Source organism: Calothrix sp. CCY 0018 (assembly GCF_963920925.1).
Taxonomy (GTDB): Bacteria; Cyanobacteriota; Cyanobacteriia; order Cyanobacteriales; family Nostocaceae; genus Rivularia.
The window spans coordinates 1-22,174 of sequence record NZ_CAWUDI010000080.1 but is presented as its reverse complement, the minus strand read 5'-3'; the positions used below and the strand labels follow the sequence as shown (position 1 = coordinate 22,174).

25 protein-coding genes and 2 pseudogenes are annotated in these 22,174 nt (G+C 37.9%); 11 read left to right on the top strand and 16 right to left on the bottom strand.

What is annotated here, in order from left to right:
- Positions 1-127: 127 nt before the first annotated feature.
- The 3 genes from ACM03V_RS33360 to cobU all read right to left on the bottom strand — a co-directional run bounded on the left by ACM03V_RS33360 (position 128) and on the right by cobU (position 2,597).
- The gene (locus ACM03V_RS33360) at positions 128-1,075 is read right to left on the bottom strand and encodes a ribonuclease Z (protein WP_414625108.1); all 948 of its coding nucleotides are present in this window, start codon (positions 1,073-1,075) and stop codon (positions 128-130) included.
- A gap of 282 nt (positions 1,076-1,357) precedes the next feature.
- Positions 1,358-1,801 (bottom strand): hypothetical protein, encoded by a 444-nt coding sequence (locus ACM03V_RS33355; RefSeq protein WP_414625107.1) that lies wholly within the window; start codon positions 1,799-1,801, stop codon positions 1,358-1,360.
- Between the two features lie 256 nt (positions 1,802-2,057).
- The gene (gene cobU / locus ACM03V_RS33350) at positions 2,058-2,597 is read right to left on the bottom strand and encodes a bifunctional adenosylcobinamide kinase/adenosylcobinamide-phosphate guanylyltransferase (RefSeq protein WP_414625106.1); all 540 of its coding nucleotides are present in this window, start codon (positions 2,595-2,597) and stop codon (positions 2,058-2,060) included.
- A gap of 215 nt (positions 2,598-2,812) precedes the next feature.
- Between cobU and ACM03V_RS33345 the strand changes: the two genes are divergently transcribed.
- The 4 genes from ACM03V_RS33345 (at position 2,813) to hpsU (ending at position 6,464) form a co-directional block, all read left to right on the top strand.
- Positions 2,813-3,610, top strand: coding sequence for a hypothetical protein (locus tag ACM03V_RS33345; protein ID WP_414625105.1), 798 nt, complete (start codon positions 2,813-2,815; stop codon positions 3,608-3,610).
- Positions 3,611-3,806: 196 nt separating this feature from the next.
- Positions 3,807-4,736: a glycosyltransferase gene (locus tag ACM03V_RS33340; protein WP_414625104.1), complete on the top strand. Its 930-nt coding sequence runs from the start codon at positions 3,807-3,809 to the stop codon at positions 4,734-4,736.
- A 69-nt stretch (positions 4,737-4,805) separates the two neighbouring features.
- Complete coding sequence (locus ACM03V_RS33335; RefSeq protein ID WP_414625103.1) at positions 4,806-5,747, top strand: glycosyltransferase family 2 protein; 942 nt, start codon at positions 4,806-4,808, stop codon at positions 5,745-5,747.
- A gap of 126 nt (positions 5,748-5,873) precedes the next feature.
- Complete coding sequence (gene hpsU, locus ACM03V_RS33330) at positions 5,874-6,464, top strand: hormogonium polysaccharide biosynthesis acetyltransferase HpsU (protein WP_414625102.1); 591 nt, start codon at positions 5,874-5,876, stop codon at positions 6,462-6,464.
- Positions 6,465-6,634: 170 nt separating this feature from the next.
- On the opposite strand, the gene ACM03V_RS33325 is transcribed toward hpsU, so the two are convergent.
- Together ACM03V_RS33325 and ACM03V_RS33320 are read right to left on the bottom strand one after the other, a co-directional pair.
- Positions 6,635-9,682 carry a plasmid replication protein, CyRepA1 family gene (locus tag ACM03V_RS33325; protein ID WP_414625101.1) on the bottom strand — a complete coding sequence of 1,016 codons (3,048 nt, stop codon included), beginning with the start codon at positions 9,680-9,682 and terminating at the stop codon, positions 6,635-6,637.
- A gap of 643 nt (positions 9,683-10,325) precedes the next feature.
- Entirely contained in the window at positions 10,326-11,048 is a 723-nt protein-coding gene (locus tag ACM03V_RS33320; protein ID WP_414625100.1) for a phosphatase PAP2 family protein, read from the bottom strand.
- Between the two features lie 194 nt (positions 11,049-11,242).
- Here ACM03V_RS33320 and ACM03V_RS33315 point away from each other — a divergent pair, with 194 nt between their 5' ends.
- Positions 11,243-11,692: a thioesterase domain-containing protein gene (locus ACM03V_RS33315; protein ID WP_414625099.1), complete on the top strand. Its 450-nt coding sequence runs from the start codon at positions 11,243-11,245 to the stop codon at positions 11,690-11,692.
- A gap of 153 nt (positions 11,693-11,845) precedes the next feature.
- Here the strand turns inward: ACM03V_RS33315 and ACM03V_RS33310 are convergent, their stop codons facing one another.
- From ACM03V_RS33310 to bchB, 7 genes are all read right to left on the bottom strand, one after another.
- A complete protein-coding gene (locus ACM03V_RS33310) occupies positions 11,846-12,172 on the bottom strand; it encodes a hypothetical protein (protein WP_414625098.1) in 327 nt (108 codons plus the stop codon).
- Between the two features lie 23 nt (positions 12,173-12,195).
- Positions 12,196-12,390 carry a hypothetical protein gene (locus ACM03V_RS33305; RefSeq protein WP_414625097.1) on the bottom strand — a complete coding sequence of 65 codons (195 nt, stop codon included), beginning with the start codon at positions 12,388-12,390 and terminating at the stop codon, positions 12,196-12,198.
- A complete protein-coding gene (locus tag ACM03V_RS33300) occupies positions 12,391-12,990 on the bottom strand; it encodes a hypothetical protein (protein ID WP_414625096.1) in 600 nt (199 codons plus the stop codon). It abuts the gene before it with no gap.
- A 201-nt stretch (positions 12,991-13,191) separates the two neighbouring features.
- A complete protein-coding gene (locus ACM03V_RS33295) occupies positions 13,192-13,536 on the bottom strand; it encodes a hypothetical protein (protein WP_414625095.1) in 345 nt (114 codons plus the stop codon).
- A 26-nt stretch (positions 13,537-13,562) separates the two neighbouring features.
- The gene (locus tag ACM03V_RS33290; RefSeq protein ID WP_414625094.1) at positions 13,563-13,847 is read right to left on the bottom strand and encodes a type II toxin-antitoxin system YafQ family toxin; all 285 of its coding nucleotides are present in this window, start codon (positions 13,845-13,847) and stop codon (positions 13,563-13,565) included.
- Positions 13,844-14,068 (bottom strand): hypothetical protein, encoded by a 225-nt coding sequence (locus tag ACM03V_RS33285; protein ID WP_414625093.1) that lies wholly within the window; start codon positions 14,066-14,068, stop codon positions 13,844-13,846. Before ACM03V_RS33285 ends, ACM03V_RS33290 begins: the two co-directional genes overlap by 4 nt.
- 144 nt (positions 14,069-14,212) lie before the next feature.
- On the bottom strand, positions 14,213-15,739 hold the full coding sequence (gene bchB / locus ACM03V_RS33280) for a ferredoxin:protochlorophyllide reductase (ATP-dependent) subunit B (RefSeq protein ID WP_414625092.1): 1,527 nt from the start codon (positions 15,737-15,739) through the stop codon (positions 14,213-14,215).
- Positions 15,740-16,080: 341 nt separating this feature from the next.
- Between bchB and ACM03V_RS33275 the strand changes: the two are divergent.
- From ACM03V_RS33275 to ACM03V_RS33260, 4 genes and pseudogenes are all read left to right on the top strand, one after another.
- Positions 16,081-16,236: pseudogene (locus ACM03V_RS33275) on the top strand (element excision factor XisH family protein); the annotation flags it as partial.
- Positions 16,237-16,448: 212 nt separating this feature from the next.
- Positions 16,449-16,691 (top strand): annotated as a pseudogene (locus ACM03V_RS33270) (element excision factor XisH family protein); the annotation flags it as partial.
- Positions 16,679-17,014 (top strand): XisI protein, encoded by a 336-nt coding sequence (locus ACM03V_RS33265; RefSeq protein ID WP_414625091.1) that lies wholly within the window; start codon positions 16,679-16,681, stop codon positions 17,012-17,014. The pseudogene ACM03V_RS33270 and the gene ACM03V_RS33265, both read left to right, overlap by 13 nt.
- 40 nt (positions 17,015-17,054) lie before the next feature.
- The gene (locus tag ACM03V_RS33260; protein WP_414625090.1) at positions 17,055-17,678 is read left to right on the top strand and encodes an SMI1/KNR4 family protein; all 624 of its coding nucleotides are present in this window, start codon (positions 17,055-17,057) and stop codon (positions 17,676-17,678) included.
- A gap of 70 nt (positions 17,679-17,748) precedes the next feature.
- On the opposite strand, the gene ACM03V_RS33255 is transcribed toward ACM03V_RS33260, so the two are convergent.
- From ACM03V_RS33255 to rpmI, 4 genes are all read right to left on the bottom strand, one after another.
- The gene (locus ACM03V_RS33255; RefSeq protein ID WP_414625089.1) at positions 17,749-18,291 is read right to left on the bottom strand and encodes a tetratricopeptide repeat protein; all 543 of its coding nucleotides are present in this window, start codon (positions 18,289-18,291) and stop codon (positions 17,749-17,751) included.
- Between the two features lie 347 nt (positions 18,292-18,638).
- Complete coding sequence (locus ACM03V_RS33250) at positions 18,639-19,526, bottom strand: transporter substrate-binding domain-containing protein (RefSeq protein ID WP_414625088.1); 888 nt, start codon at positions 19,524-19,526, stop codon at positions 18,639-18,641.
- 97 nt (positions 19,527-19,623) lie between these two features.
- The gene (gene rplT / locus ACM03V_RS33245) at positions 19,624-19,977 is read right to left on the bottom strand and encodes a 50S ribosomal protein L20 (RefSeq protein WP_414625087.1); all 354 of its coding nucleotides are present in this window, start codon (positions 19,975-19,977) and stop codon (positions 19,624-19,626) included.
- A 73-nt stretch (positions 19,978-20,050) separates the two neighbouring features.
- Entirely contained in the window at positions 20,051-20,257 is a 207-nt protein-coding gene (gene rpmI, locus ACM03V_RS33240; RefSeq protein WP_414625086.1) for a 50S ribosomal protein L35, read from the bottom strand.
- Between the two features lie 110 nt (positions 20,258-20,367).
- Here rpmI and ACM03V_RS33235 point away from each other — a divergent pair, with 110 nt between their 5' ends.
- Together ACM03V_RS33235 and ACM03V_RS33230 are read left to right on the top strand one after the other, a co-directional pair.
- Positions 20,368-20,952 (top strand): GrpB family protein, encoded by a 585-nt coding sequence (locus ACM03V_RS33235; RefSeq protein WP_414625085.1) that lies wholly within the window; start codon positions 20,368-20,370, stop codon positions 20,950-20,952.
- A gap of 139 nt (positions 20,953-21,091) precedes the next feature.
- Positions 21,092-21,889, top strand: coding sequence for an SDR family NAD(P)-dependent oxidoreductase (locus ACM03V_RS33230; RefSeq protein WP_414625084.1), 798 nt, complete (start codon positions 21,092-21,094; stop codon positions 21,887-21,889).
- Positions 21,890-22,174 lie beyond the last annotated feature (285 nt).

The window sequence follows — 22,174 nt, the reverse complement described above, 5'->3', positions numbered from 1 at the left end:
GGAGACAAGGAGACAAGGTGAAGAATAACTTACTCCCTACTCCCTACTCCCTACTCCCTACTCCCTACTCCCTACTCCCTACTCCCTATTTCCTATTTCCTATTTCCTATTTCCTAACTCCTAACTCCTAACTGCTCACTGCTTCCCGCCTTCTGGGTACTTCGTAGGTCATGAAGTCATAGGCCATTTTGGTGTTGGGGAAAATTGCTTGCCCTTCTTCTAGTAAATCTTTTAATTCAATGGCATTTCCTGGGGCGTAACGGGGGCTGAAATGACTCATGATTAAGTTGCGTGCGCCTGCTGCTAGAGCCGTTTGCGCTGCCATTGTGGATGTGGAATGCAGTCTATCGAAAGCCATTTGTGAATCTTGATGGGCAAAAGTGGCTTCGTGAATCAATACGTCAGCATCTTTTGCTAAGTCCACTGCATTTTCACAGAAAACCGTGTCGGTACAATATACAACTTTGCGTCCAATTTCTGTAGGCCCGCATAAATCGGCACCGTTAATAACTCTTCCATCTTTTAAAGTTACCGTTTCACCGCGTTTGAGTTGGCCGTAAATTCTACCTGCCGGAATTTCTAAGGCTTTGGCTTTTTCTACATCAAATCTTCCCGCTCGGTTTTTTTCTTCTACGCGATAACCATAAGCTGTAATTCGATGATGCAAAATATCGCAGCTAACAGTAAATTCAGCATCTTCGTAAACTATCCCCGGACGAACAGCATGAACTTTCACCGGATAAGAAAAGTGTGTATGAGAATAACGCTTGCAGGCTTGCAAATATTCGTTTAAACCTTGCGGCCCATAAATATCAACGCGACGGACATTACCAGCCAAACCGCAACTAGCAAGCAAACCCATCAAGCCAAATATATGGTCGCCATGCATATGGGTAACAAAAATTCGGGAGAGTTGACTCATTTTCAAGTCACTCCGTAATATCTGATGTTGAGTACCTTCACCACAGTCGAATAACCATAGTTCTGCTCTTTGCGGCAATCTAAGGGCGACACTAGAAACATTGCGCGACCTTGTGGGTACTCCAGAACTCGTCCCTAAAAATGTTATCTGCACGGCCTTATGTTGTAATTTTTATAATTTAATTTACTGTCTCATTCTCTATCATGACATCCCTAGAGAAACTCGGTTTACTGTTTTAAGAGAAAGTATTTTCTACTTGTTGTGTTAATTAATTGTAGAAGAGGGAATGGGGAAGAGGGAATGGGGAATGGGGAATAGAAAACAAATATAATATTAGTTATTATTATTAATCATGAAACGCAATAATCTTTACTTGTAATAGGATTACTCCGCCGAATCTTCTTCACAAAGTGTAAATTCCCTACTCCCTATTCCCTACTCATTAATCTGTTGTCTCTCAGATGATTTATTTACCAAAAGACTGTCGCGAATTTTAGTTAGTTGGTTTTGAGACTCAACAGGTTCTCGTGGTGGTGGAAGTTCGGTATTAGGCCAATTTGGTACATCATTACAAGGACATAACAAAGACGGCATACCTAAATTTTTCAAAGGTACCGGCATCTCGCAGCGGGAACAAGAAGCCATATCCCACTCAGGTGAAAGTAATTGTGCAACAGTTTGTTGAGTACCTTCCAAGTAACATTCACCCGATTTAGACGAAAGAACTTTCTGCCAGCATTCTTCAAACTCATCGCTATAGCGATCGCCATCAACAACTTTACCGGGCTGCAAGCTTGCCGCACCGTTGTTTATAAAAACTTTCTTACCCAACTGAAACCAATAAGCCAGGTATTTTTTAACTTCTGTTTTAGATGCCATATTTAGATTTTAGATTTTAGATTTTGACAACGGATGCGTTTCTTTTGGATTTTAGATTACAAATTGTAAATAAATAAAGAATGGGAATTGGAGATTGGGCATTGAGAATAGTTAAGAGTTGAGAGTTAGGAGTTAGAAGTTAGAAGTTAGAAGTTAGAAGTTGAGAGTAATTAAAGTCAAAGGTCAAAGGTCAAAGGTTAAAGGTTAAAATTATCCTTGTCCCCTTGTCCCCTCTACCCCCTCTCCCCCTCTACCCTCAAGACGGCAAACGGCTACCGAGTACGCTGAGATTAAGCACGTGCCCTCCGGTAACTAAGTATGCTGTCTGGCTGATTGTACCTAGTTTGCGGGTTAATGAACCGAGTCGATCGCGAAAGGTTTGACCGACGGGATAAGCTGGTACAACTCCCCATCCGGTTTCTTCGGCGACAAAAATCATTTCTGCTGCAACTAGCTGTACTGTTTCTAAAAATTCTTCGACGATTTCAAGCCAGGAAATATCGTCTTTTTCGATGTAATTTGCTACCCAAGTTCCTAGAGAATCTACTAGTAATACGGTACTTGGTTTGGCATCGCTTAGAGTAGCGGATAATTCAAAAGGTACTTCTAAGGTTATCCAGGTTTGGGGACGGCGATTTTTATGCTGTATTATACGTTGCTGCCATTGTTTATCTTCCGGCGATAAGAGTGCTGTTGCTATATAAACCACTTTTTTATTAGACTGGTTTGCTAAAGCTTCTGCCCATTCGCTTTTTCCAGAGCGTGCGGGGCCGGTGACAAGGATAACTTTACTCAAAACCGTTTCCTCAGTATCTTTAATAAAGTAGGGTTGCTATTTTTTCTGCATTTTTTACCCCAAGGGTATGATTTTTGGTTATAAATAACTTTTAATAGATAAAAATACAACAGATCGGGGTTAGTACTACTAATGACAAGACTTTAAAATTTAACCCTAACTCGTTTGAGCGTTGTATAGCTGCACAAAAACATCAACTTTCACCGAATATTTCTATGAAAGCAGGTTTAAAGCGTATAGAGGAAACTTTGCAGGATTTGGACATTCGCGTTACAAATCCGATTGATGATAATGATAATGCTTCTGTTCAAGAATCTTTATCGTTTCGCATTAGTGAAAGAGCAAATCAATCTACTGGTGTGACAACATCACCAGAAGAGGTTATGGAACATTCTTCTACCGCGATTGTAGAAAACTTTTCACGACAAGATAACGAAGATAACTCGGTTCAGACTTTTCCAGCATTAGATGAGGACATCAAAGCCCCGAGTCTTCCTAAATTCAAAACTCCTAGCTTTAGCAGTCACCGTAATGCTCCCAATCCTGCCTTGGCATCTAATGTCTTGCAAGAAATTCAAGAAATTGCCAGGAAATGGCAAACTGAATTACACAAAATTTTACGACAAATTCAAGACCTTTATTTACAGGGACCTATTGTCAATGGCTGGTTGGAATCTCACACGATTGAACCACAACCGGAAGGCACTGCAACCCTGCGTCATGCGGAAGTCGATCGCTTGATGGACTACGTAGAAGAAATTTGTGCTGCCCAAGAAGCACAGCCCTCGTCTGAATCGAAGCGTGCTGGCTATCGCTTGTGCGGTTTGGATGCTTCTGGTGAAGTTTGGTCCCGCCCCTGTCCGCCGGAACAAGTTCCAGAGGTTAGTATGGCGATCGCCCGCTATCAGCAATTACGTCAATACCTAGAACGCAAGCAGAAATTAGAAAATCGCTTGAATCAATTAGCAGAAACTTTAGTAGTTTTACACGGTCATATTAAACAACAAAAATAAAGTTTTAACACTTAATCAAACTCAAGAAAATTTATATCCGCAGAAACTCGGTTGGTGTGTATATAAATTTTAGTTAAGATTCTGTATAGACGGATATTGAATTTTTGCGATCGCGCTTTGTGTAATAGCAATAAAGCTACAATCAATTAGCGCTTTACAAATCCAAATAAAGGCTCTTTCTAAAATTGCAATAAAAATGCCAGACACGCAAATTTCTGCCATTATCTGTACTCACAATCGAGAGAATTATCTGGGCGCTGCCATAGATAGCCTTTTGTCGCAGAATTTTGCCGAAGGCTTTGAAGTGGTAGTCATAGATAATGGGTCAAAAGATAATACCAAGCAAGTCGTAGAGAAAAGATTAGACGATTCGCGTCTTAAGTATATTTACGAGCCTGTACTTGGATTATCTGTAGCTCGAAATACAGGTGCTAAAGTTTCAAACGGGGAAATTTTAGCATATCTTGATGACGATGCTGTAGCAAGCGAGTGCTGGTTGCAAGTACTCTACGGAGCCTATCAAAGTAACTCTAAATTAGCAATTGCTGGCGGTAAAGTTACATTATTGTGGCCGGAACATACCTTACCACCCCGTTGGCTATCACCAGGATTAGCCGGTAATTTGGGAGCTTACGATTTAGGCGATCGCGTTGTCAAAATCGAAAACCCAGGTGACACACCTAGAGGCTTAAATTATTCGCTACGGCGCAGTTTCTTGGACGAAATTGGAGGTTTCGACATCAATCTCGGACGAGTAGGTAAAAACTTACTTTCCAACGAGGAACTGCAAATGACCGAATTAGCCTTAGAAAAAGGTTGGGAAGTAGCTTATCTTCCCGATGCTTTAGCGGCTCATAATGTCTCTCCAGAACGTCTCAAGCGTTCCTGGTTTATTAGTAGGGGCTGGTGGCAAGGTATAAGCGAATGTTACCGAGAGCAACTAGCCGGTAAAGCCGGTACGGGGCAATTACAGCGCGGTGGCGAACGGTTTATACGCGGTTTATATAAAGCATTGCAACATTATTCCGACCCAGCAGAACGTTTTGATAAACTTGTTTATGCTTACGGTCAAATAGGTTATTTAAACGCAGCTATTCAGGGACTTCTATCAAAGAAAAGTAGTTAGTATATAGTGGTTTTATTAACTACCAATTAACAACTAACACCTAATAACTAATAACTAAAATATAATTATATGTCTTCTAAGATCCCAGTTTCCGTTTTAATTCCGGCTAAGAATGAAGAAGCAAATTTACCTGCTTGTCTTGCTAGTGTCGCCAGAGCGGATGAAGTTTTCGTTGTAGATTCTCAAAGTAGCGATAAAAGCATTGAAATTTCTGAAAATTTGGGTGCAACAGTAGTACAGTTTGAGTTTAAGGGAGGCTGGCCAAAAAAGAAAAATTGGTCTTTAGAAAACTTACCTTTTCGCAATGAATGGGTATTGATAGTTGATTGTGACGAGCGTATTACCCCTGAATTATGGGATGAAATTGCTCAAGCTATCGAAAATCCAGATAATGGTGGTTACTATCTAAATCGCCGCGTATTTTTCATGGGTAAATGGATTCGCCACGGTGGAAAATACCCCGATTGGAACCTGCGTTTATTCAAGCATAAAGAAGGTCGCTACGAAAACCTTAATACCGAAGATATTCCTAATACAGGAGACAACGAAGTTCACGAACACGTTGTTTTAAGTAGTAAAGTTGGATATCTAAAAGAAGATATGCTTCACGAAGACTTCCGCGATCTTTACCACTGGTTAGCCAGACACAATCGTTATTCCAATTGGGAAGCTCGCGTTTACTATAATTTACTTACGGGTAAAGGCGATGACGGCACCATCGGCGCAAGTTTATTTGGGGACTCCGTACAGCGCAAGCGTTTCTTAAAGAAAATCTGGGTAAGATTACCATTTAAACCACTTTTACGCTTTATCTTGTTTTACATAATTCAGCGCGGTTTCCTAGACGGAAAAGCTGGATATATTTACGGACGACTTTTAAGTCAATACGAATATCAAATCGGCGTAAAACTCTACGAGTTGCGTAGCTGCGGTGGTAGTTTGAATACCGTCAACGCCTCGAAAAATACCCAACCCGTGATGCCTGGGAAAGTTAGTCAGCCAGTAAGTTGATAGGGAGTAGAGGGGGTAGAGGGGGAAGAGGGGGTAGAAAACTCCTAACTCCTAACTCCTAAGAGACGTAGCAGTGCTACGTCTCTACAATTTTTAATCCAAAATCTAAAATCCAAAATTCCGACGATGCCCAATGCTCAATCCCCAATTCCCGCATCATTAAATGCCGAACCTTTTGTAGACTTACGTAAATACGATCAATCTGACTTCGATAGAGGACGTGCGGGTTGGTATATATTTTTATGGTGGTTCGTGCAGGCAATTATCTTTCCTCTGACTCTGCATAATATGAGCGGTATGCGTTGCGCCCTGCTACGTTTATTCGGCGCACGCATTGGTAAAGGTGTATTAATTAGACCTACTGCCCGTTTTACTTATCCCTGGAAAGTGACTATTGGTGACTATAGCTGGATTGGTGATGATGTGGTTTTATATAGTCTCGACGAAATTAACATCGGAACTCAGTGCGTAGTTTCACAGAAAAGCTATATCTGTACTGCTAGCCATGATATCAAAGATCCAGCCTTCGGTTTACAGACTAAGAAGGTTGCAATTGGTAACGGTGCTTGGGTTGCTACAGATTGCTTTGTGGGACCAGGAGTAACAATTGGAGCGAATGCTGTAGTTGGCGCTCGCAGTAGTGTTTTGACAGATATGCCTGACGGGCAGGTTTGCTGGGGTACTCCCTGCCGTCCCCGGTATGCCAGGAATCGGTGATATCAATCTCTGGTTCCCAGTCTCTGGCTGGGAACCCTTCTGTGAGGCTCTGCCTCTTTTGTCATAGTCTAGAGGCAGAGCCTCCTAAAATGCATTACAAGGTTCTACCTTGTAACGAGAGAATGAACAGCTTCCAGAAACCCGTTTTTTTAAACCGGGTTTCTAATTGTCTAAAAATGATTTAAAACTACTTCACTCTTCATTTCTATCCGAGAATCGGCGACATTTTTCAAATGCGTCAACATTAATTCATCTCGCTGACACCATACAGAAAATATCTCATTTCTTCCATCATTCAGTGTTTCTCTATCGATACGATATACATTATTTACCCGCTTCAATTTCAAGCCGAATAAATTAAACAGTCGCCGAATAATTTTGATTGTCGAAACCTGCTCATTTTCGACTGCTAAATTAATATTTAACGCTCTTTGAATGTGTCTGGTGCATTGCAATACAGTATTTTTCAGCAATATCAAATCGGCATCATTTTCGGTAAATTCTCTACCTGGTTCGAGTAGTTGTAAAACGCCTAATGCTCGTAAGGCTTCTATTCTCAAAGTATAAATCTTTAAATCTGGGAGAAAAACCTTTCCTTCACCGCAAGATAGCTGTTGATTCCATTCTTGTTTATCTCTTATATGAAAATAATCGCTGGAATGAGTTAGGTAATAATGGGTTCGCAATTGATAGTAATATCCTTTATCATCTTGCAATTTTAGATGGGGTGTTATTTCTACGCCGTATCTTTTTTTAAGAAAATATTTATTGATTTTGTGACGTTCGTTATCTGTAAGACAATGTTTTTTTAATAGCTGTTCGTATTCTAGATAATCTATATCTGGAGCGTTGGTTACAGCGGTTGCTAGCGCTAATTGATTTTGTTGTTTTATTTTCTTGATATTATGATTAATTTCTTGAGATTTCCTCTGGCTTTGCTCCCAGTCTCTTTTAACTTTGACAATTTCTAAAATCAATCTTCTCCGATTTGCTAAATCGTCTTTATCGGTAGCTAAAAATGCGTAGCGTAAATCTTTAATAATATTCTTCTGAATATCATTGGTACGCACCCACAAATTATGTCCTTCAGCCGTTAAACCTTCTTTCATCGATTGACGATAAAAGTTAATTGAAGCATTTACTCTTGCCGATAATTTTGCCCAAGTTCGTAGATGAATGGGGTCATAAACTAAGGGTAAATCGACATCTATTTTATGCATTGGACTTAATAAAGCCAGATTTTCTTTTTGATTTTCTTGATACCAAAAAGACAGCGATCGATAGTTTTTACTGCCGCTACCAATTAAACCCACTCCTCGCTTCGCACACCAGACTACACGCGGCACATCATCGCGTACCCTAGCTAATGCTTGTCTGGCTTCAGAATCTGGAATTACTCCTTGAAAAATGCCGTAAACTCTATCAAAATGCTGCACGTCAATACTAATTCCCGTACCCAAACTGGGAGTGACAAAAACAGCATCGTATTCGGGAATTTTTTGATTAATTGATGCTACAAAATCAACTGCTTCATGCCCTGGTGTATTAGTAGTATGACTGCTGACTATTAAAGTTTTAGGATATAAATGTCGTAACTTATTTAAACGTTCTCTTAAATAACGCTCGATTGTTTCACTACTGTAGCGCCCGGAACGACTATCGGTAGTTATATAACATTTTCTTCCGGCAAGTAAATCTAATTCTAACTGTTGAATAAGCGGTGTAGGATTGGGAGAATCATAAAAAGTTATATCCCAAGCTTTTTCAGGTTTCCATTGATTTACAACAACCCAAGGCGTTAATTTTATTCCCCCTAATTTTTGAAGATATTCTAAAGAAACATCTGATAAATCGGCATCTTGAGCAATAACTAATCCTCCAGTTGTCAAAACAGTGGAAATTAGCTGCTGAAATAATTTTAAAATCTTAACTCGTTTATCTTTACAAGTAGTGCTGTGTAAAAGATGCCATAAAGATTGTTCGACTTCATCCAAGATAATGATCGCCCCTTCCCAGTCGGAAGGATTGAGTTTCCAAATCGAATCAATACACAATCCTGTATTTTGAATTCCCCATTCCTTATAACCTAAACCCCATTTAATCCCTACTTTTTCGCATAAAAATTTCCCTAACTGGATTCTATGAGTAATTAATAAAACGGGTTTTTTTGTACTTAATGCTTGTTTTACAACTTCTTGCAATGCTGTAGTTTTTCCAGTGCCCTTTGCTGACTTCACACCTACTAATCCCGAAGTCGGAAAAGGTATTTCACCCAAATAACGACGGTTGACAGTAACTGCTGCCGGAATAGTTAAATTAGTATGGGGTTTAATATGAGCCAGATAAATTTCTAAATCCAGACTTTGCCGATAGATTTTATCGAAAGCAACTGCACCTTTGGCAACAATAAACTCATCAACACCTTTTTCCATCCCTGGAAGCTCGATTACCTGTACCGGACAATTTTTTTCTTGAAATAATAAACCAAGTTGAGATATCGCGTTGTTTACGGCGTTGGTTTTCTTAAGTTCAGTTTCAAAATCAAAACAAATATGAATAGTACGTTTAGTAATACAAAAAGCTGCTAAATCCGGAATCAATTGACGACGGATAACTTTACCAAATTTATCTTTAATAACACGATAACCGCTGGTAATTCCAGGAACTCCTATAGCTGCATATCCTTGTGTAAGTAGCGTGGCGGCTTTCTTCACACCTTCGCAAATGATTACGGGGATGTTGTGTTCCATCACCCATTTCCAGAAACCGTGAGCAGCACCATCATGTGCGATCGCAATATTTTCGGGTAGCTTCACATTGTAACGCTCGGCTACTTGCTCCCACACCTGTAACGGTACTTGCAGACAAAATATCCGCGTCGGCGTACAAGGAGGATGTTCGTACTTAATAGACTTGCCTTTTTCATTTATACGAGGCTCGTTTGGCTTGAAACATCCCCACTCCATCATGTGCCAATTATTCAGCACATCAACCCCCGAACACCACCAACCACCAGCGCTAACGTGAGCATAACGTTCCAACCAGTAGCTTTTGACTATTCCAGTATTTGTACGGGGAATAAGCTCGGAAATAAATAGATAATCGTAAGCATTTTTGTCTTCAAGAGAGCGAAAATTCAGCTTTAACAGGTGTAAATCAATGCCACTACCATTGACTAATTCTTCTAGATGTTCTGGTTTTAAATAGTGCAAATGCATTATGCAGCGCGGAAAGTGCAGACAATGGATTTGAAAAACTTACCATGCACTCGCTGGTTTTTATATAAGGGTTTTTAAGGTTTTTGATGTGCTTTTTGTAATCTAGTTATCAGAAATACATCGGTTTAATCAAATTATATTGATTTTTCCCTTTATTCTGTACAACTAATAGGTTTGTATTGTAATCTTTGTTAGCATTTATTTTTATATTTATCAGTACAACTATCAAATAAATAATTTTTATATTTCTTTCTTCAAATAGTATCTTTATGTGTTATTTGTGCTTAAGCGTGGTTATCGGGGTAGGTTGCGTTAAGCAGTTAAGGAATTTTTTATAATAGTATTTATGAATTAGTTTGATATTATTTAGATTCGGACGTGCCCTGATGCCCGTACCACAAGATTTTTTTAGATATAATTTTGTACTTTATTGAAATTAATTAAAATATAAATCCTCTTTATGCCAAATTAATTAGACAAAGAGGATTTAATATTACTATCGAATAAATAAGTAACTCTTTCAAATTAAATATAAAACCTCACCTTCAATCCCTCTCCTTAATAAGGAGAGGGAAGCCGGAGGCAGGGTGAGGTTTCAAATGTATTCGACTCAACCGAAAACCGCTATAAAATTATTAATTAATTAATCGCTAACAGCTTCTTGATTCTTTCTAGCAAACAAAAACTGTAAAATTTCTGTACTAACAATACAGCTAATTAACCATACCAAACCAGCAGCATATCCAGCAATTATATCAGTAGGCCAGTGAACTCCTAAATAAAGACGGCTGAAGCCAATTGCTAATATTAATAAAGTTGTGAAAAATAAAATTCCACTACTCCAAGAACGAAAATTAGCTATTAATAAATAACCGATAAAACCATAAACAACTAATGATACCATCGCATGACCGCTAGGAAAACTATAAGAAGCAGCATCTACAACACGCTCCCATAAAGCTGGGCGCACGCGAGAAAATATATTTTTCAGCCACACATTTAAACCGATACCACCAGATGTGACGATAACTAGGGTGAAAGCGCTAGCGAATTTTCTACTAAGTAATAAAAAAATCATTACAATACAACTAATAAAAATTAACGTTGAACCATTACCCAGAAATGTAATCCCCGTCATAATTTGATTTAATAGAGGAGTATGTAGCTCGTAAATTCTTTGCAAAATTGCCGTATCAAGCTCTGTAGTTTGTTCTGAAAATACTCTTTCTGCAATTTGGAAAAATCCCCATACTGAAAAAGCGGAAATTAGAAAACCTCCAACCCAGATTAATGATAGTAAAGGTGATAATCGAGGGCTTACTTCTTCTTTCCAACTTTGAATTAGTTTATTGGTGTAGTTGAACATGAATTTGATTTGATTTAATAAAAATAAATGTGTACGGGTTAATGTATTTGGCAATACGAGAATACTTGCTTTTATGAGGATAGCAAAGTTAGCGATTAGGCAACGTAAAATTAATCCATATGTCGTTTGTTCGGCAAATTAGATAGACGTAGCACTGCTACGTTTCTACACATCGACTCGTTTTAAATATAATTATGCTTCCTAATATTCTAGATGTTGAAAGCTACCTTCACGAACATATTCCGCTATCTAAAAGTATGGAGGTTAAAGTTAAGCAAGTTGATGAAAATGGTATTACGTTAAAAGCACCTTTGATACCAAATATAAATCATCGCTCTACAGTTTTTGGTGGTAGCGTTTCGGCTTTAGCAATTCTTGCGGGATGGACTTTAGTTCATACTAATTTACAAGCATTATCTTTGTCTTCTCGAATTGTGATTCAGCGTAATTCTATAGAATATCTTCAGCCGATTGATGGTGATTTTGTAGCTGTTTGTCCGTTTCCATCGGTGGAAGTTTGGCAGAAGTTTATCAAGATGTTGGAAAGGAAATCGAAGAGTAGAATTGAGTTGAATGTTGATGTTTTTGGGGATGGGGTGAAGGCGGGGAGTTTTACGGGGGTTTATGTGGCTTTGAGGGGGTAGAAAAGAGGGATTTTTTGGTGTTGAAGTTGTGTTTTTAAACGCAGAGGGGCGCGGAGGGAAGCGGGGAGGTGCGCGGAGTTTTTGACAGTCAATTGTTTATTCTTGAAATGTCCGGTGTAAAAATAAATATTGCTCTCCTTCTCTAGTTAATTTTTAGATAATTCCATCTTCTTCACAAAGTTCTCTAATTAATTCAGTTGTTGTAATATTCCTAAAATCATTAGCTTTCCCAGTTTCTAGGAATTTGTTGATATCATCCCGGATTTCTCGCAAGCTGAAAACTTCTTTACCTTCACAGCTAAATTGATACGCTAGGGATTCTAATAATTCGATTTTGGCTATTACCCATCCGTCTTCGGAAGCTAATCTATTATTATCATTTCTCCACTCCCGCAACATATAATCTACGGCTTTTTCGTAAATCTGAGCTTTTCGTGCTGGAAGTTCTAAACCTTGTGTCTGATATAAGCTACAAACCAATGATAAAAGTAAAGGATTTTGCGCTAATCCACTATTTGGGGTTTCTCCCGCAATTCGGTAATCAATTGCTCTGCTGAAACGGAATCATCTTCAATGTAACCAGCAGCATTGGTAAACCAAGTTTGTATATATTCTTCCGTTTGCTTTTGACTAAAGGGGACAATTTCAACTTCCTTCGCACCATCGACAAAAGCACCACCATAACCAACTATTAACAACTACTCCAAAATCCCAACCAAAATCTTGACTATCTCTTCCAAACCATCGGGTAAAGTATAGGAAGTAATATCTCTTGTAATAGTGCGTGAAGCTTGTTCCAAAATACCGAATACCCAAACATCACCCATTGTCACAGCACCATAAATTATATCCGGTGATTTTTCTAATGTTGCCATTGCAATCATCTCTACTGCAAGTTGAGTAAAACCTTTTGTCAAATCATCGCGTTTTGCTTCAATTACAATTAAACTATGTTGAGATTGAATCAAGTAGTCAAGATTTCCTTGAAGTAGGTTATTTACCTTCACTGGATATTCAATTCTCAAAAGTCGCTTCGTAATTACTGCAACTCGACTTAAAACAGGTGCAATTAAAATTTCTCGTTTTGCTGCTTCACTGCTAAGAGTTACATAAGGAATAGTTTCTTCAATTGAATTACGTAGTTCTATTAAACCATCGATTTCGCGGCTAGTTTTAGGAAGTTGCAGACGCTTACGAGTGAAAAAGTAATCAAACTCAGCTAAAATTTCATCAGTATCATTGGATAATTCAAAGTAAGAGCGAAAAGAATAGTTAGAATTCTCGTTAAGGATAGACATGGGGATTTTAAACTTTGTTTATTTACATATTTACATATTCACATCTTGGTTTGTTATCAATTAGCCTTTTCAATCACCCTATAATTAATTGATATAACGAATAGTTAAAATCTACCGTTCAAACTAAAATTATTATTTTGTTAGTCCTCTTAAGAGGACTGAATAAATAATCATAAAAATATTGAAATATTGTATTGTTATTTAACGTAACACTTTTAATTCATTAGGATTAGCTATTATTTTACCTAGCTTTTCGCTAAAATAAACAACTTCATAATTAATTGCTAATTCTTGTTTAAGTTGTTTCCACAAATTGATTCCTTCTTCTTCAAAACTTTCTTGTTCTTCGTTAGTTGAAAAACTAGATAAAGCAGGTTCATCTTCGTTTAATTTTGCATCGTACATTTCTGCCCATTTTTCTAAACGACTTATGGTTTGTTGACTAAGCGGTAGTGTTTCTGGATCGATATCGCCCATTTTTTCAGAACTAACCCACCATAATGGATAGCATCCATAATCAGCCATAAGTTTGATTTTTTCTTTCATGATTACTAGATTGCTTCATATATAGCTTAATAAACTTCATCATGAGTACCAATATCTATTAATAAAATTATTTCATTATCGCTATCACTATCTTGATCAAATGTATAAATAATTCGACAATCATATTCAACCGAACAAGCCCATAAGCCATCTAATTGTCCTCGCAGCTTATGCGATTTCAAGGAATTTGCAAATGGATCGTTAGCTAACAGTTCTAAAACAGCTAATATTTTTTCTTCTAACTGAGGATTTTTACGAACAATACGCTTAACAGCCCGTTTAAAACTTGTACCCCAAATTAAAGTTATCATTCTTCATCTAATAAATCGGCTTTTAAATCAGAAAACTTACCGCGCTTGGCTTTACCTGATTTCCATTCCTTTAAAGTCTCAATTGCACTTGCTGCAATTTCTTCGCGTCGCTTTTCAATACGTCTCTTTTTTATGAGTTCAAATAACATATCTTGTTCTTCTGCGGATAGCGCTTCTACATATTCAATTGCTGTTTGTAAAGATGGTGACTTATTTATCATTTGTTTCTCCGCTTAATACAATACTATGAAGCAATCTCCGATCATATTTTAACTAACATCTATAAATTATTGTTTGCAACTAAATAAAAAGAGCATCGTCAATAGATGCTCCTTCATATCATTCACTGATTGATTGTCACTTAACTAAGCACCAACTGATTCTTTCGCAGCGTAAAGTACCTCAACGTTAATATCTTTAACACCTCTTTCTCTTGCAAATTTCTCGGTGTTTCGCTTCACTTTACCGCGTACAAATCCAGGAATTTTATTCAATTCTGCTAATCCTTCTTTTGTCCAACCTAAGTCAGAGTCAGCAGAAATTCCTTTAGTTATTACTTCTTTGGTATCGTGTCCACCGAAGATTTCTAATAGGTGATCTTCCATTCCCAAAGTGAAGGAATTATATACTAAGTCGGCGATTTGGTTGGTTCCTTCATAGCCCATAAAAGGCTTATAACCGATGGGGAAATTCTGAATGTGAATCGGTGCAGCAATTACACCGCAAGGAATATTCAACCGCTTACCTACGTGACGCTCCATTTGCGTACCGAAAATTGCTGAAGGCTCAACTCTGGCGATCGCATCTCCAATTTCACCATGATCGTTGGTAATCAGTACTTCGTCGCAGTATTCGCTTACCTGCTCTCGGAACCATTCTTGATCGTATTTACAGTAAGTACCAGCCCAAACTACGTGAATTCCCATTTCTCTGGCTAAAATTTTGGTCATCGCGGCTGCGTGGGTGTTGTCGCCAAATACAACGGCTTTTTTACCAGTTAAGTTCTGACAGTCAATCGAACGAGAGAACCATGCAGCTTGAGATACGTGCAGTGTCTGTTCGTTGATGAATTCTTCGTAATTTACTTCAGCACCTTGTTGATTGATTGCCTGCTGAATTTTACGGATACAGCGAGCAGTTTCTACTACACCCATCGGCGCAATATCAACGTAAGGTGTTCCGAATTCCGCTTCTAAATACTTGGCTGCCATCATGCCAAGTTCGCGGTAAGGTACCAAGTTAAACCAAGCTTTGGGCAAATTCTTCAACTCATGAACTGAAGCACCTTCGGGGATGACAGCGTTTATTTCAACTCCCAAATCGTTCATCAATTTTTTTAACTCGGTGCAATCGTGCAGATTATGAAAACCGAGAGTTGAAACACCAATGATATTTACAGAAGGTTTTTCAGTCTTACCCTCTGGAAGCTCGCCTTTTTTACGCGCTTTTTCAATATAGTATTTGACAACTTGATGCAAAGTTCTGTCAGCGGCTTCTAACTCATTGACACGGTAATGGTTAACATCAGCCAGCATCACATCGCATTTAGCATCCATTTGCGCTCTTTCCACAAAATTCTCTAAATCTTCTTGCAGAATGCTGGAAGTGCAAGTCGGAGTCAATACGATTAAATCGGGATGTTCCTCAGAGTCCTTACGGGTAATGTTATCTACCACCTTTTCTTGAGAACCGCGAGCAAGAACATTGCGATCGACAACACTAGTAGTCACCGGAGTAAAATTGCGTTCCCGCTCCAACATCGATCGCATCACATTAAAATAATCATCGCCAATCGGTGCGTGCATAATGGCGTGAACGTTCTTAAAAGAAGTGGCAACCCGCAAAGTACCAATGTGAGCGGGGCCAGCATACATCCAGTAAGCTAATTTCATTTTTGTGTTCTCCTTTTTATAGAAAATAAACTTGTCCGATGATTGGACTATAAGTGCTTTAATTTATCAACGTTCTCAATTGTCCCAAAATAAGTAGTTTTGAGACAGAGAAGTTAATAGAAGTTGATTTAACAGTTAAATTTTCTAACAATTGGGGCTTTTTGAGGAGATTTAGTAAGTTAAGTAACGTTTTTGTTAATAATTTTAAATTCTGGTTCATCTTTTGTCGGGTGTGCTAAGGCTTTACTATGTTGCGGTTAAATTTACCATGCAGGAAAATGCCGTAACGCACCATTAAATTGGGATAATATAAAAAATAAAGAATATTATCGTAAACATCTATGTCTGCTAGAGATGCCTTTCATCAAATTGTTAAAAATGCTTTACAAAAAGATGCTTGGCAGATAACTCACGACCCACTTTCATTTAACTTAGGTGGCGTAAAAATGTCAATTGACTTAGCAGCAGAAAAGTTAATTGCAGCAGAACGAGAAGGATAAAAAATTGCTGTAGAAGTCAAAAGCTTTGGCTCTTCATTACATAGTATGCTAAATCTTCAGTTAAAAAGCCCGAAACACTTGTTATGTAAGAACTTTAAAGTATTTATTCATATAAAATACCTTCTACAACTATTTTTCCCTTCTGCCCTCTGCCTTCTGCCTTCTGCCTTTTTACGACTATTTAATTAGCATACCAAGTGCTGAAGAACCAAAGCTTTTTAGAAAAGTCATCTGCAATCTCGGAATTTCATACCGCATTAGGTCAGTTTATTAATTATAGAGGTGCTTTGAGACGACGAGAGCCAGAACGTGTTTTGTATTTAGCAGTTCCCTTAATAACTTATGAAACGTTTTTTCAACTTGATTTTCCCAAAGAGATGTTACAAGAAAATAAAGTTAAAATTATTGTTTACGATATAGAGCGTGAGGAGATTGTTGAATGGAAAAGTTAATAAAATACCGTCAATTAATACAGGAAATATTACTCGAACACGGTAAACACAAATCAGCTTACGGAGATATTGAAGTTCAAACAATTTTTGATACACAACGCGACCATTATCAAATTGTTTATGTAGGATGGGAAGGTAATAATTGGACGCATTCCTGTATTATTCACATAGATATTAAAGGTGAAAAAATTTGGCTGCAATGGAACGGCACGGAAGACGATATTGCAGCAGATTTAGTTGTATTAGGAGTTCCAAAGGAAGATATTGTTTTAGGATTTCAGTCTCCATTTATGCGTAAGTTTACGGAATATGCTGTGAGTTAGGATTTTGAAATCTTGCAACTAAAATATTACAAATCAAATCATGTCAGTTTTAACTGATTCTCTTAACAAAATCATGCGATGGTTAGAGCAAAATAGACCAGATTATGCTGCTTCGTTTCTACCGGGTTTAAGTGACGAAGAAATTCGGGAAAAATTAGCAAATGTTGAATTAGAATTACCAGAAGATATTTATGAATTATATCGCTGGCGAAATGGTGTAGAAGGTGGTGAAGATTTAAAATCTACTGTTTATCCTTCAATGGTATATATGCCTTTAGATGAAGCGATAGAATATCACTTGGGTATTGTTGAGATTGATATTCTTGAACTTGAAGATTTCCCAAGTATTTTTAAATTGTTAGACGCTAATCAAGTTGACATTTACAGCGATACACATTTATTTCCATTTCTTCGTTCTAACTGCGATTTTTGTGCTGTTTTATTAAGTAGAGAGAAACAGCAACATTCACCGATAATAGATATAAGCGATGCATTGGATTTAAAAATGATATTCCGAAGCTTGACAACAATGATGCAAACTCTTACTGAATATTTAGAAACAGGTGCTTATTATTTAGGTAAAGATAATTTTTTAGATTGGGATAAAGAAAAAATGCTTCCGATTTTTCAGAAATATAATCCAGGACTTTCTTTTTTTGATTGATTTAATATTTACCTCGAACACCCCTCTCCTTAACAAGGAGAGGGGAAGGGGGTGAGGTTTATTCCCCAACCTAAACCGCAACCAACCTTCTCAAAGATTCAGCGCGACGCTTCGCAACAGCATTTTTAGAATCAATTTTTAATGCTTTTTCGTAATTTTCCAAAGCTTGAGCATTCAACTTTTTACGTTCGTAAGCATGACCTAAATTATTCAGAGCAGTTACATAATCCGGCTGTCTTTTTAAGGCTTGTTTATAATTACGAATTGCTAAGTCGTATTGTTCTTGAGCAAAGTAAGCAAAACCTAAACCGTTGTAAGCCAAGGTTACGTAATCTTCTGTTTTCTCATCTTTTTCTTCTTCGTCTTCTGCTGATTTGATTGCTTTTTGAAACAGGCTAACTGATTGAGAAAACAGTTTTTTCTGGGAATAGATACTTGCTAATTCACAATATTCTTTTACTGAACCCGTTTCTTTCTTCAATTTTGAGCGCAATTTGGAAAAAGAACCTTCCTGTTTGCGAGACTTAAATATTTGACGGAAAACGGCTATAGCTGCGATGAACAGTATGCCGACTAAAATAGATAGATAAATAGTTGCTAAATCGTTATTCATATCAGTGAACAGTGAACAGTTATCAGTTATTAGAAGTTAATTATTAGGATACTAGAATTTCTGGTGGAAAAAAATTACGATTTATCAATTTATCCAGATATCTTGTACCATTCTCAACACCGCCGGGGTTTTAAAACCCCCTCTCATAGCGAAAGTCTTATAAATATTACTGCCCAAGGCTTTCAGTGCGTTTTAACGTACTTTGTATATTAGCCTGGGAATTTATTCCAAGGCGGGTATTTGGGCTTAACGATAATGATGCAAGATATCAATTTATCTCAACTTCCAGGAGCTTAAACCCCTATTGTCTTGATTGTGTAATTGCGTTACCCAATACTGATAATTGTTCATTGATAATTGTTCATTGGCAAACCCCAGTATTCAGCGCGTTGTTTTAACCAGCCGCTTTCTAAATAACTGCCGATTAGTTGGCTTACTTGTCGTCGTAGTTCGTCGTATTCTAATCCTTTGGGCATTACCACCGATAAGGGTTGTGTTGATATTTTGCTTGATAATAATCGATACTGAGGATTTTGTTTTAACCAGTTGCTCAAACTGGTGACATCAGCGGCAAATGCTGATACTCGATTGTTCTCTAAAAGTCTTTGTCCTTCTAAGTAAGATTTAACTCCTATTAAATCGGCTTCGGGGAGGTAATATCTTAGCGGCGCAATGGTGCTGGAGTTTTTGAGGACAGCTATTTTACTATTTTGTAAGTCGGTTAGCTTTTGAAATGATGTATTTTTTATAGCTATAAATCCGCCATCCAAGTAGTAAGGAATGCTGAAGTTTACGATGCGCTCTCGTGAAGGAGTCGCCGTTACTTTAGCGATCGCCATATCAACTTCACCTTTCTCTACTACTTTGAGTCGCTGTAAATTGGTGACGGGTTTTAACTTAATTAATTTATCTAATTTATCCGAATTATTTGAGTCTGGTTTAGCTAACAAGTCTTTTGCTAACCTTTGCGCGATTTCGATTTCAAATCCTTGTAAATTCCCGCTTTCGTCTCGAAATGCTAAAGGCGGAAAGTTATCTTTGACTGCAACATTAATATAGCCGCGCTGCTGAATTTCTTTTAACGATGCAGCGAATACGGGTGATGTTCCGACATTAAGGAACAAACAAGTTAGACATAAAATCATAGCAGCGGATAGTAGCAGATGTGACATCCGCTGCGGATTGCATTGCCGATTTTGGCGATAAATTAACCGTAATCTCAACCAATCAATCATTGTGAAGCAACACCAGCTACATCAGTAAGGGTTCGTAGTGAGGATTTTAATCCTCAACATAAGAGTTAAAACTCTTACTACGAACTTTTTTATCCATTTATTTAGCTTGGCTGGCCATTTCGGCTACTTTGCTAAAACCTGCGGGATCTAAAATCGCCATTTGAGACAACATTTTACGGTTAATTTCGATGTTGGATTTTTTCAAATTGCCCATGAATTTGCTGTAGCTCATGCCGTGTTGACGACAAGCTGCATTGATACGAGCAATCCACAGACGACGAAAATCGCGCTTGCGTTTTTTGCGATCGCGATAAGCGTAACGCAGGGCTTTCATTACCTGTTGGTTGGCGGTTCTAAATAAAGTAGAATGAGAACCACGATAGCCTTTAGCTAGTTTGAGGATTTTTTTGCGGCGTTTGCGAGCAACATTACCGCGCTTTACTCTTGGCATAATTTAATGTCTCAGTTATTTACCTTTTATTTCTCAGTTATTTTGCAATAATTTGGTAATTATTTTCCAAAATCTACTTTCTTGGCAGATATGGAAGCATACCGCGTACATTCTCTTCATCGCATTCGTTAACAATTACCGCTTTGGATAGATTACGCTTTTTATTGGTAGTCTTCTTTTCTAGAATGTGGTTTTTGAAAGCTTTGCGACGAACGATTTTACCCGTACCAGTAGCACGAAACCGTTTTGCAGCAGCTTTGCGAGATTTTAGTTTAGGCATTTTTTTATGTTTCTACACATAGACACAATCCCATATTATAGGTTGTAATTTGTAATTTGCCGCAGTTAAATCAGAAAAACCTAACCCCTAACCCCTTCCCAGATGCGGGAATGGGAACCATAAAAATCATGGATGAAATAGAAATTGTAGAGCATAACCCAAATTGGGCAAATATGTTTGAAGTAGAAGCGGAATCTATTCGCAAAGCCGTGGGGAAATATTTAATTACGAAAATTCAACATATTGGTTCGACTGCGGTACCGGGATTAGCAGCAAAACCAGTTATCGATATTATGGTTGGGTTACGCGATGTATCCGATGGGAAAAACATTATTCAACCTCTTCAAAAGTTAGGATATGTGTATTGGGCAGAAAATCCTAATCCCGGAAAGATGTTTTTTGTTAAAGGAATGCCACCATATGGGGAAAAGCGTACCCATCACGTTCATATAGTAGAAATTAACGGTGAATTTTGGCAGCGTCGATTATTTAGAGATTATTTAAGAATACATCCAGAAGAAGCAAAAATATATGAAAAATTAAAGCGGGATTTAGCAAGTCGGTTTCGTGACGATAGGGAAGCTTATACAGAAGGTAAAGGCGATTATGTTGCGGAAATCATGGAAAAAGCGCGACGGGAATTTAATAACCGAACATTAACAACGGTAAAAATTCAACCACCAAAAGAAATGTAAATCCATCTTCTCCACTACTAAATAAATAAAACCCCAGAGCGATAAAAATACCAAAACCGTGAAATAAACTTCAAACAGTCATCAGTTAATAGTCACAAATTAACTGCTCACTGCTCACTGCTCACTGTTAACTGTAATTATGGATTTTGGTATTAAAGATAAGATTGCTGTCATCACTGGTGGTGATTCGGGTATTGGTATTGCAACGGCGAAATTGCTAACTTCCGAAGGTGTAAAAGTCGCTTTAATTGATAAAACTGATGAGAAATTAAAGCAAGCTGCCCAAGAAGTCGGGAAAATTGGCGAAGTAATCTACGTAAAAGCCGATTTAAGAGAATTTGCACAAGTTGAAAATGCTAAAAAACAAATTTTAGAACATTTTGGCAAAGTTGATATTTTAGTTAATGCAGCCGGAATCACTGGAGCAACAGGAGATTTTCTGGAAATAACTGACGAAGAATGGCACAATACAATCGAAGTTGATTTAATGTCAGCAGTGCGGGTTTGTCGTGCCTTCATTCCATCGATGCGCGAATCCGGTTGGGGAAGAGTAGTTTTAATAAGTTCCGAAGATGCCTTACAACCTTATATAGACGAACTACCTTACTGTGCAGCCAAAGCCGGAGTACTCAACTTAGCCAAAGGATTATCAAAAGCTTACGGTAAAGATGGCGTATTGATAAACTCAGTTTCCCCCGCATTTATCGCCACCCCCATGACAGACGCGATGATGAAAAAGCAAGCAGAGGAAAAAGGAATTAGTTTTGAAGAAGCAATTTCCCAATTTTTGAAAAAAGAGCGCCCTAATTTAGAACTTAATCGTCGCGGAAAAGCGCAAGAAGTAGCCGCAGTAATTGCCTTTTTGTGTTCCCAACAAGCAAGTTTTGTATTAGGTGCCAACTATCGCGTTGATGGTGGATCGGTTGCGAGTATTTAATTAATTGATAATTGGTAAGTCGTAGGTTGGGTTAGACACGAAAATTAATTTGATTTGTAACGAGAATCTTAATTCGTGTCGTAACCCAACATCTCCTAAATTTTTCCACAATCGTAATGTTGGGTTACGGTGCAATTTCCAATTCCTGCGTTGAACATTATTCTTAAAATGCACCTAACCCAACCTACAAACTAACCTTATTATTAATAATCGTAGGTTGGGTTAGACAGGAAAATTAATTTGATTTGTAACGAGAATCTTAATTCGTGTCGTAACCCAACATCT

What these genes read in the sequence shown, in the direction of transcription:
- ACM03V_RS33355 (WP_414625107.1), bottom strand. Translation starts at nt 1,801, where the DNA reads ATGGCATCTAAAACAGAAGTTAAAAAATACCTGGCTTATTGGTTTCAG.
- ACM03V_RS33295 (WP_414625095.1), bottom strand. Translation starts at nt 13,536, where the DNA reads ATGAAAGAAAAAATCAAACTTATGGCTGATTATGGATGCTATCCATTA.
- ACM03V_RS33320 (WP_414625100.1), bottom strand. Translation starts at nt 11,048, where the DNA reads ATGTTCAACTACACCAATAAACTAATTCAAAGTTGGAAAGAAGAAGTA.
- ACM03V_RS33255 (WP_414625089.1), bottom strand. Translation starts at nt 18,291, where the DNA reads ATGAATAACGATTTAGCAACTATTTATCTATCTATTTTAGTCGGCATA.
- ACM03V_RS33315 (WP_414625099.1), top strand. Translation starts at nt 11,243, where the DNA reads ATGCTTCCTAATATTCTAGATGTTGAAAGCTACCTTCACGAACATATT.
- ACM03V_RS33300 (WP_414625096.1), bottom strand. Translation starts at nt 12,990, where the DNA reads ATGTCTATCCTTAACGAGAATTCTAACTATTCTTTTCGCTCTTACTTT.
- bchB (WP_414625092.1), bottom strand. Translation starts at nt 15,739, where the DNA reads ATGAAATTAGCTTACTGGATGTATGCTGGCCCCGCTCACATTGGTACT.
- ACM03V_RS33335 (WP_414625103.1), top strand. Translation starts at nt 4,806, where the DNA reads ATGTCTTCTAAGATCCCAGTTTCCGTTTTAATTCCGGCTAAGAATGAA.
- ACM03V_RS33325 (WP_414625101.1), bottom strand. Translation starts at nt 9,682, where the DNA reads ATGCATTTGCACTATTTAAAACCAGAACATCTAGAAGAATTAGTCAAT.
- rpmI (WP_414625086.1), bottom strand. Translation starts at nt 20,257, where the DNA reads ATGCCTAAACTAAAATCTCGCAAAGCTGCTGCAAAACGGTTTCGTGCT.
- hpsU (WP_414625102.1), top strand. Translation starts at nt 5,874, where the DNA reads ATGCCCAATGCTCAATCCCCAATTCCCGCATCATTAAATGCCGAACCT.
- ACM03V_RS33235 (WP_414625085.1), top strand. Translation starts at nt 20,368, where the DNA reads ATGGGAACCATAAAAATCATGGATGAAATAGAAATTGTAGAGCATAAC.
- ACM03V_RS33260 (WP_414625090.1), top strand. Translation starts at nt 17,055, where the DNA reads ATGTCAGTTTTAACTGATTCTCTTAACAAAATCATGCGATGGTTAGAG.
- ACM03V_RS33345 (WP_414625105.1), top strand. Translation starts at nt 2,813, where the DNA reads ATGAAAGCAGGTTTAAAGCGTATAGAGGAAACTTTGCAGGATTTGGAC.
- ACM03V_RS33250 (WP_414625088.1), bottom strand. Translation starts at nt 19,526, where the DNA reads ATGATTGATTGGTTGAGATTACGGTTAATTTATCGCCAAAATCGGCAA.
- ACM03V_RS33340 (WP_414625104.1), top strand. Translation starts at nt 3,807, where the DNA reads ATGCCAGACACGCAAATTTCTGCCATTATCTGTACTCACAATCGAGAG.
- ACM03V_RS33290 (WP_414625094.1), bottom strand. Translation starts at nt 13,847, where the DNA reads ATGATAACTTTAATTTGGGGTACAAGTTTTAAACGGGCTGTTAAGCGT.
- ACM03V_RS33265 (WP_414625091.1), top strand. Translation starts at nt 16,679, where the DNA reads ATGGAAAAGTTAATAAAATACCGTCAATTAATACAGGAAATATTACTC.
- rplT (WP_414625087.1), bottom strand. Translation starts at nt 19,977, where the DNA reads ATGCCAAGAGTAAAGCGCGGTAATGTTGCTCGCAAACGCCGCAAAAAA.
- ACM03V_RS33285 (WP_414625093.1), bottom strand. Translation starts at nt 14,068, where the DNA reads ATGATAAATAAGTCACCATCTTTACAAACAGCAATTGAATATGTAGAA.
- ACM03V_RS33230 (WP_414625084.1), top strand. Translation starts at nt 21,092, where the DNA reads ATGGATTTTGGTATTAAAGATAAGATTGCTGTCATCACTGGTGGTGAT.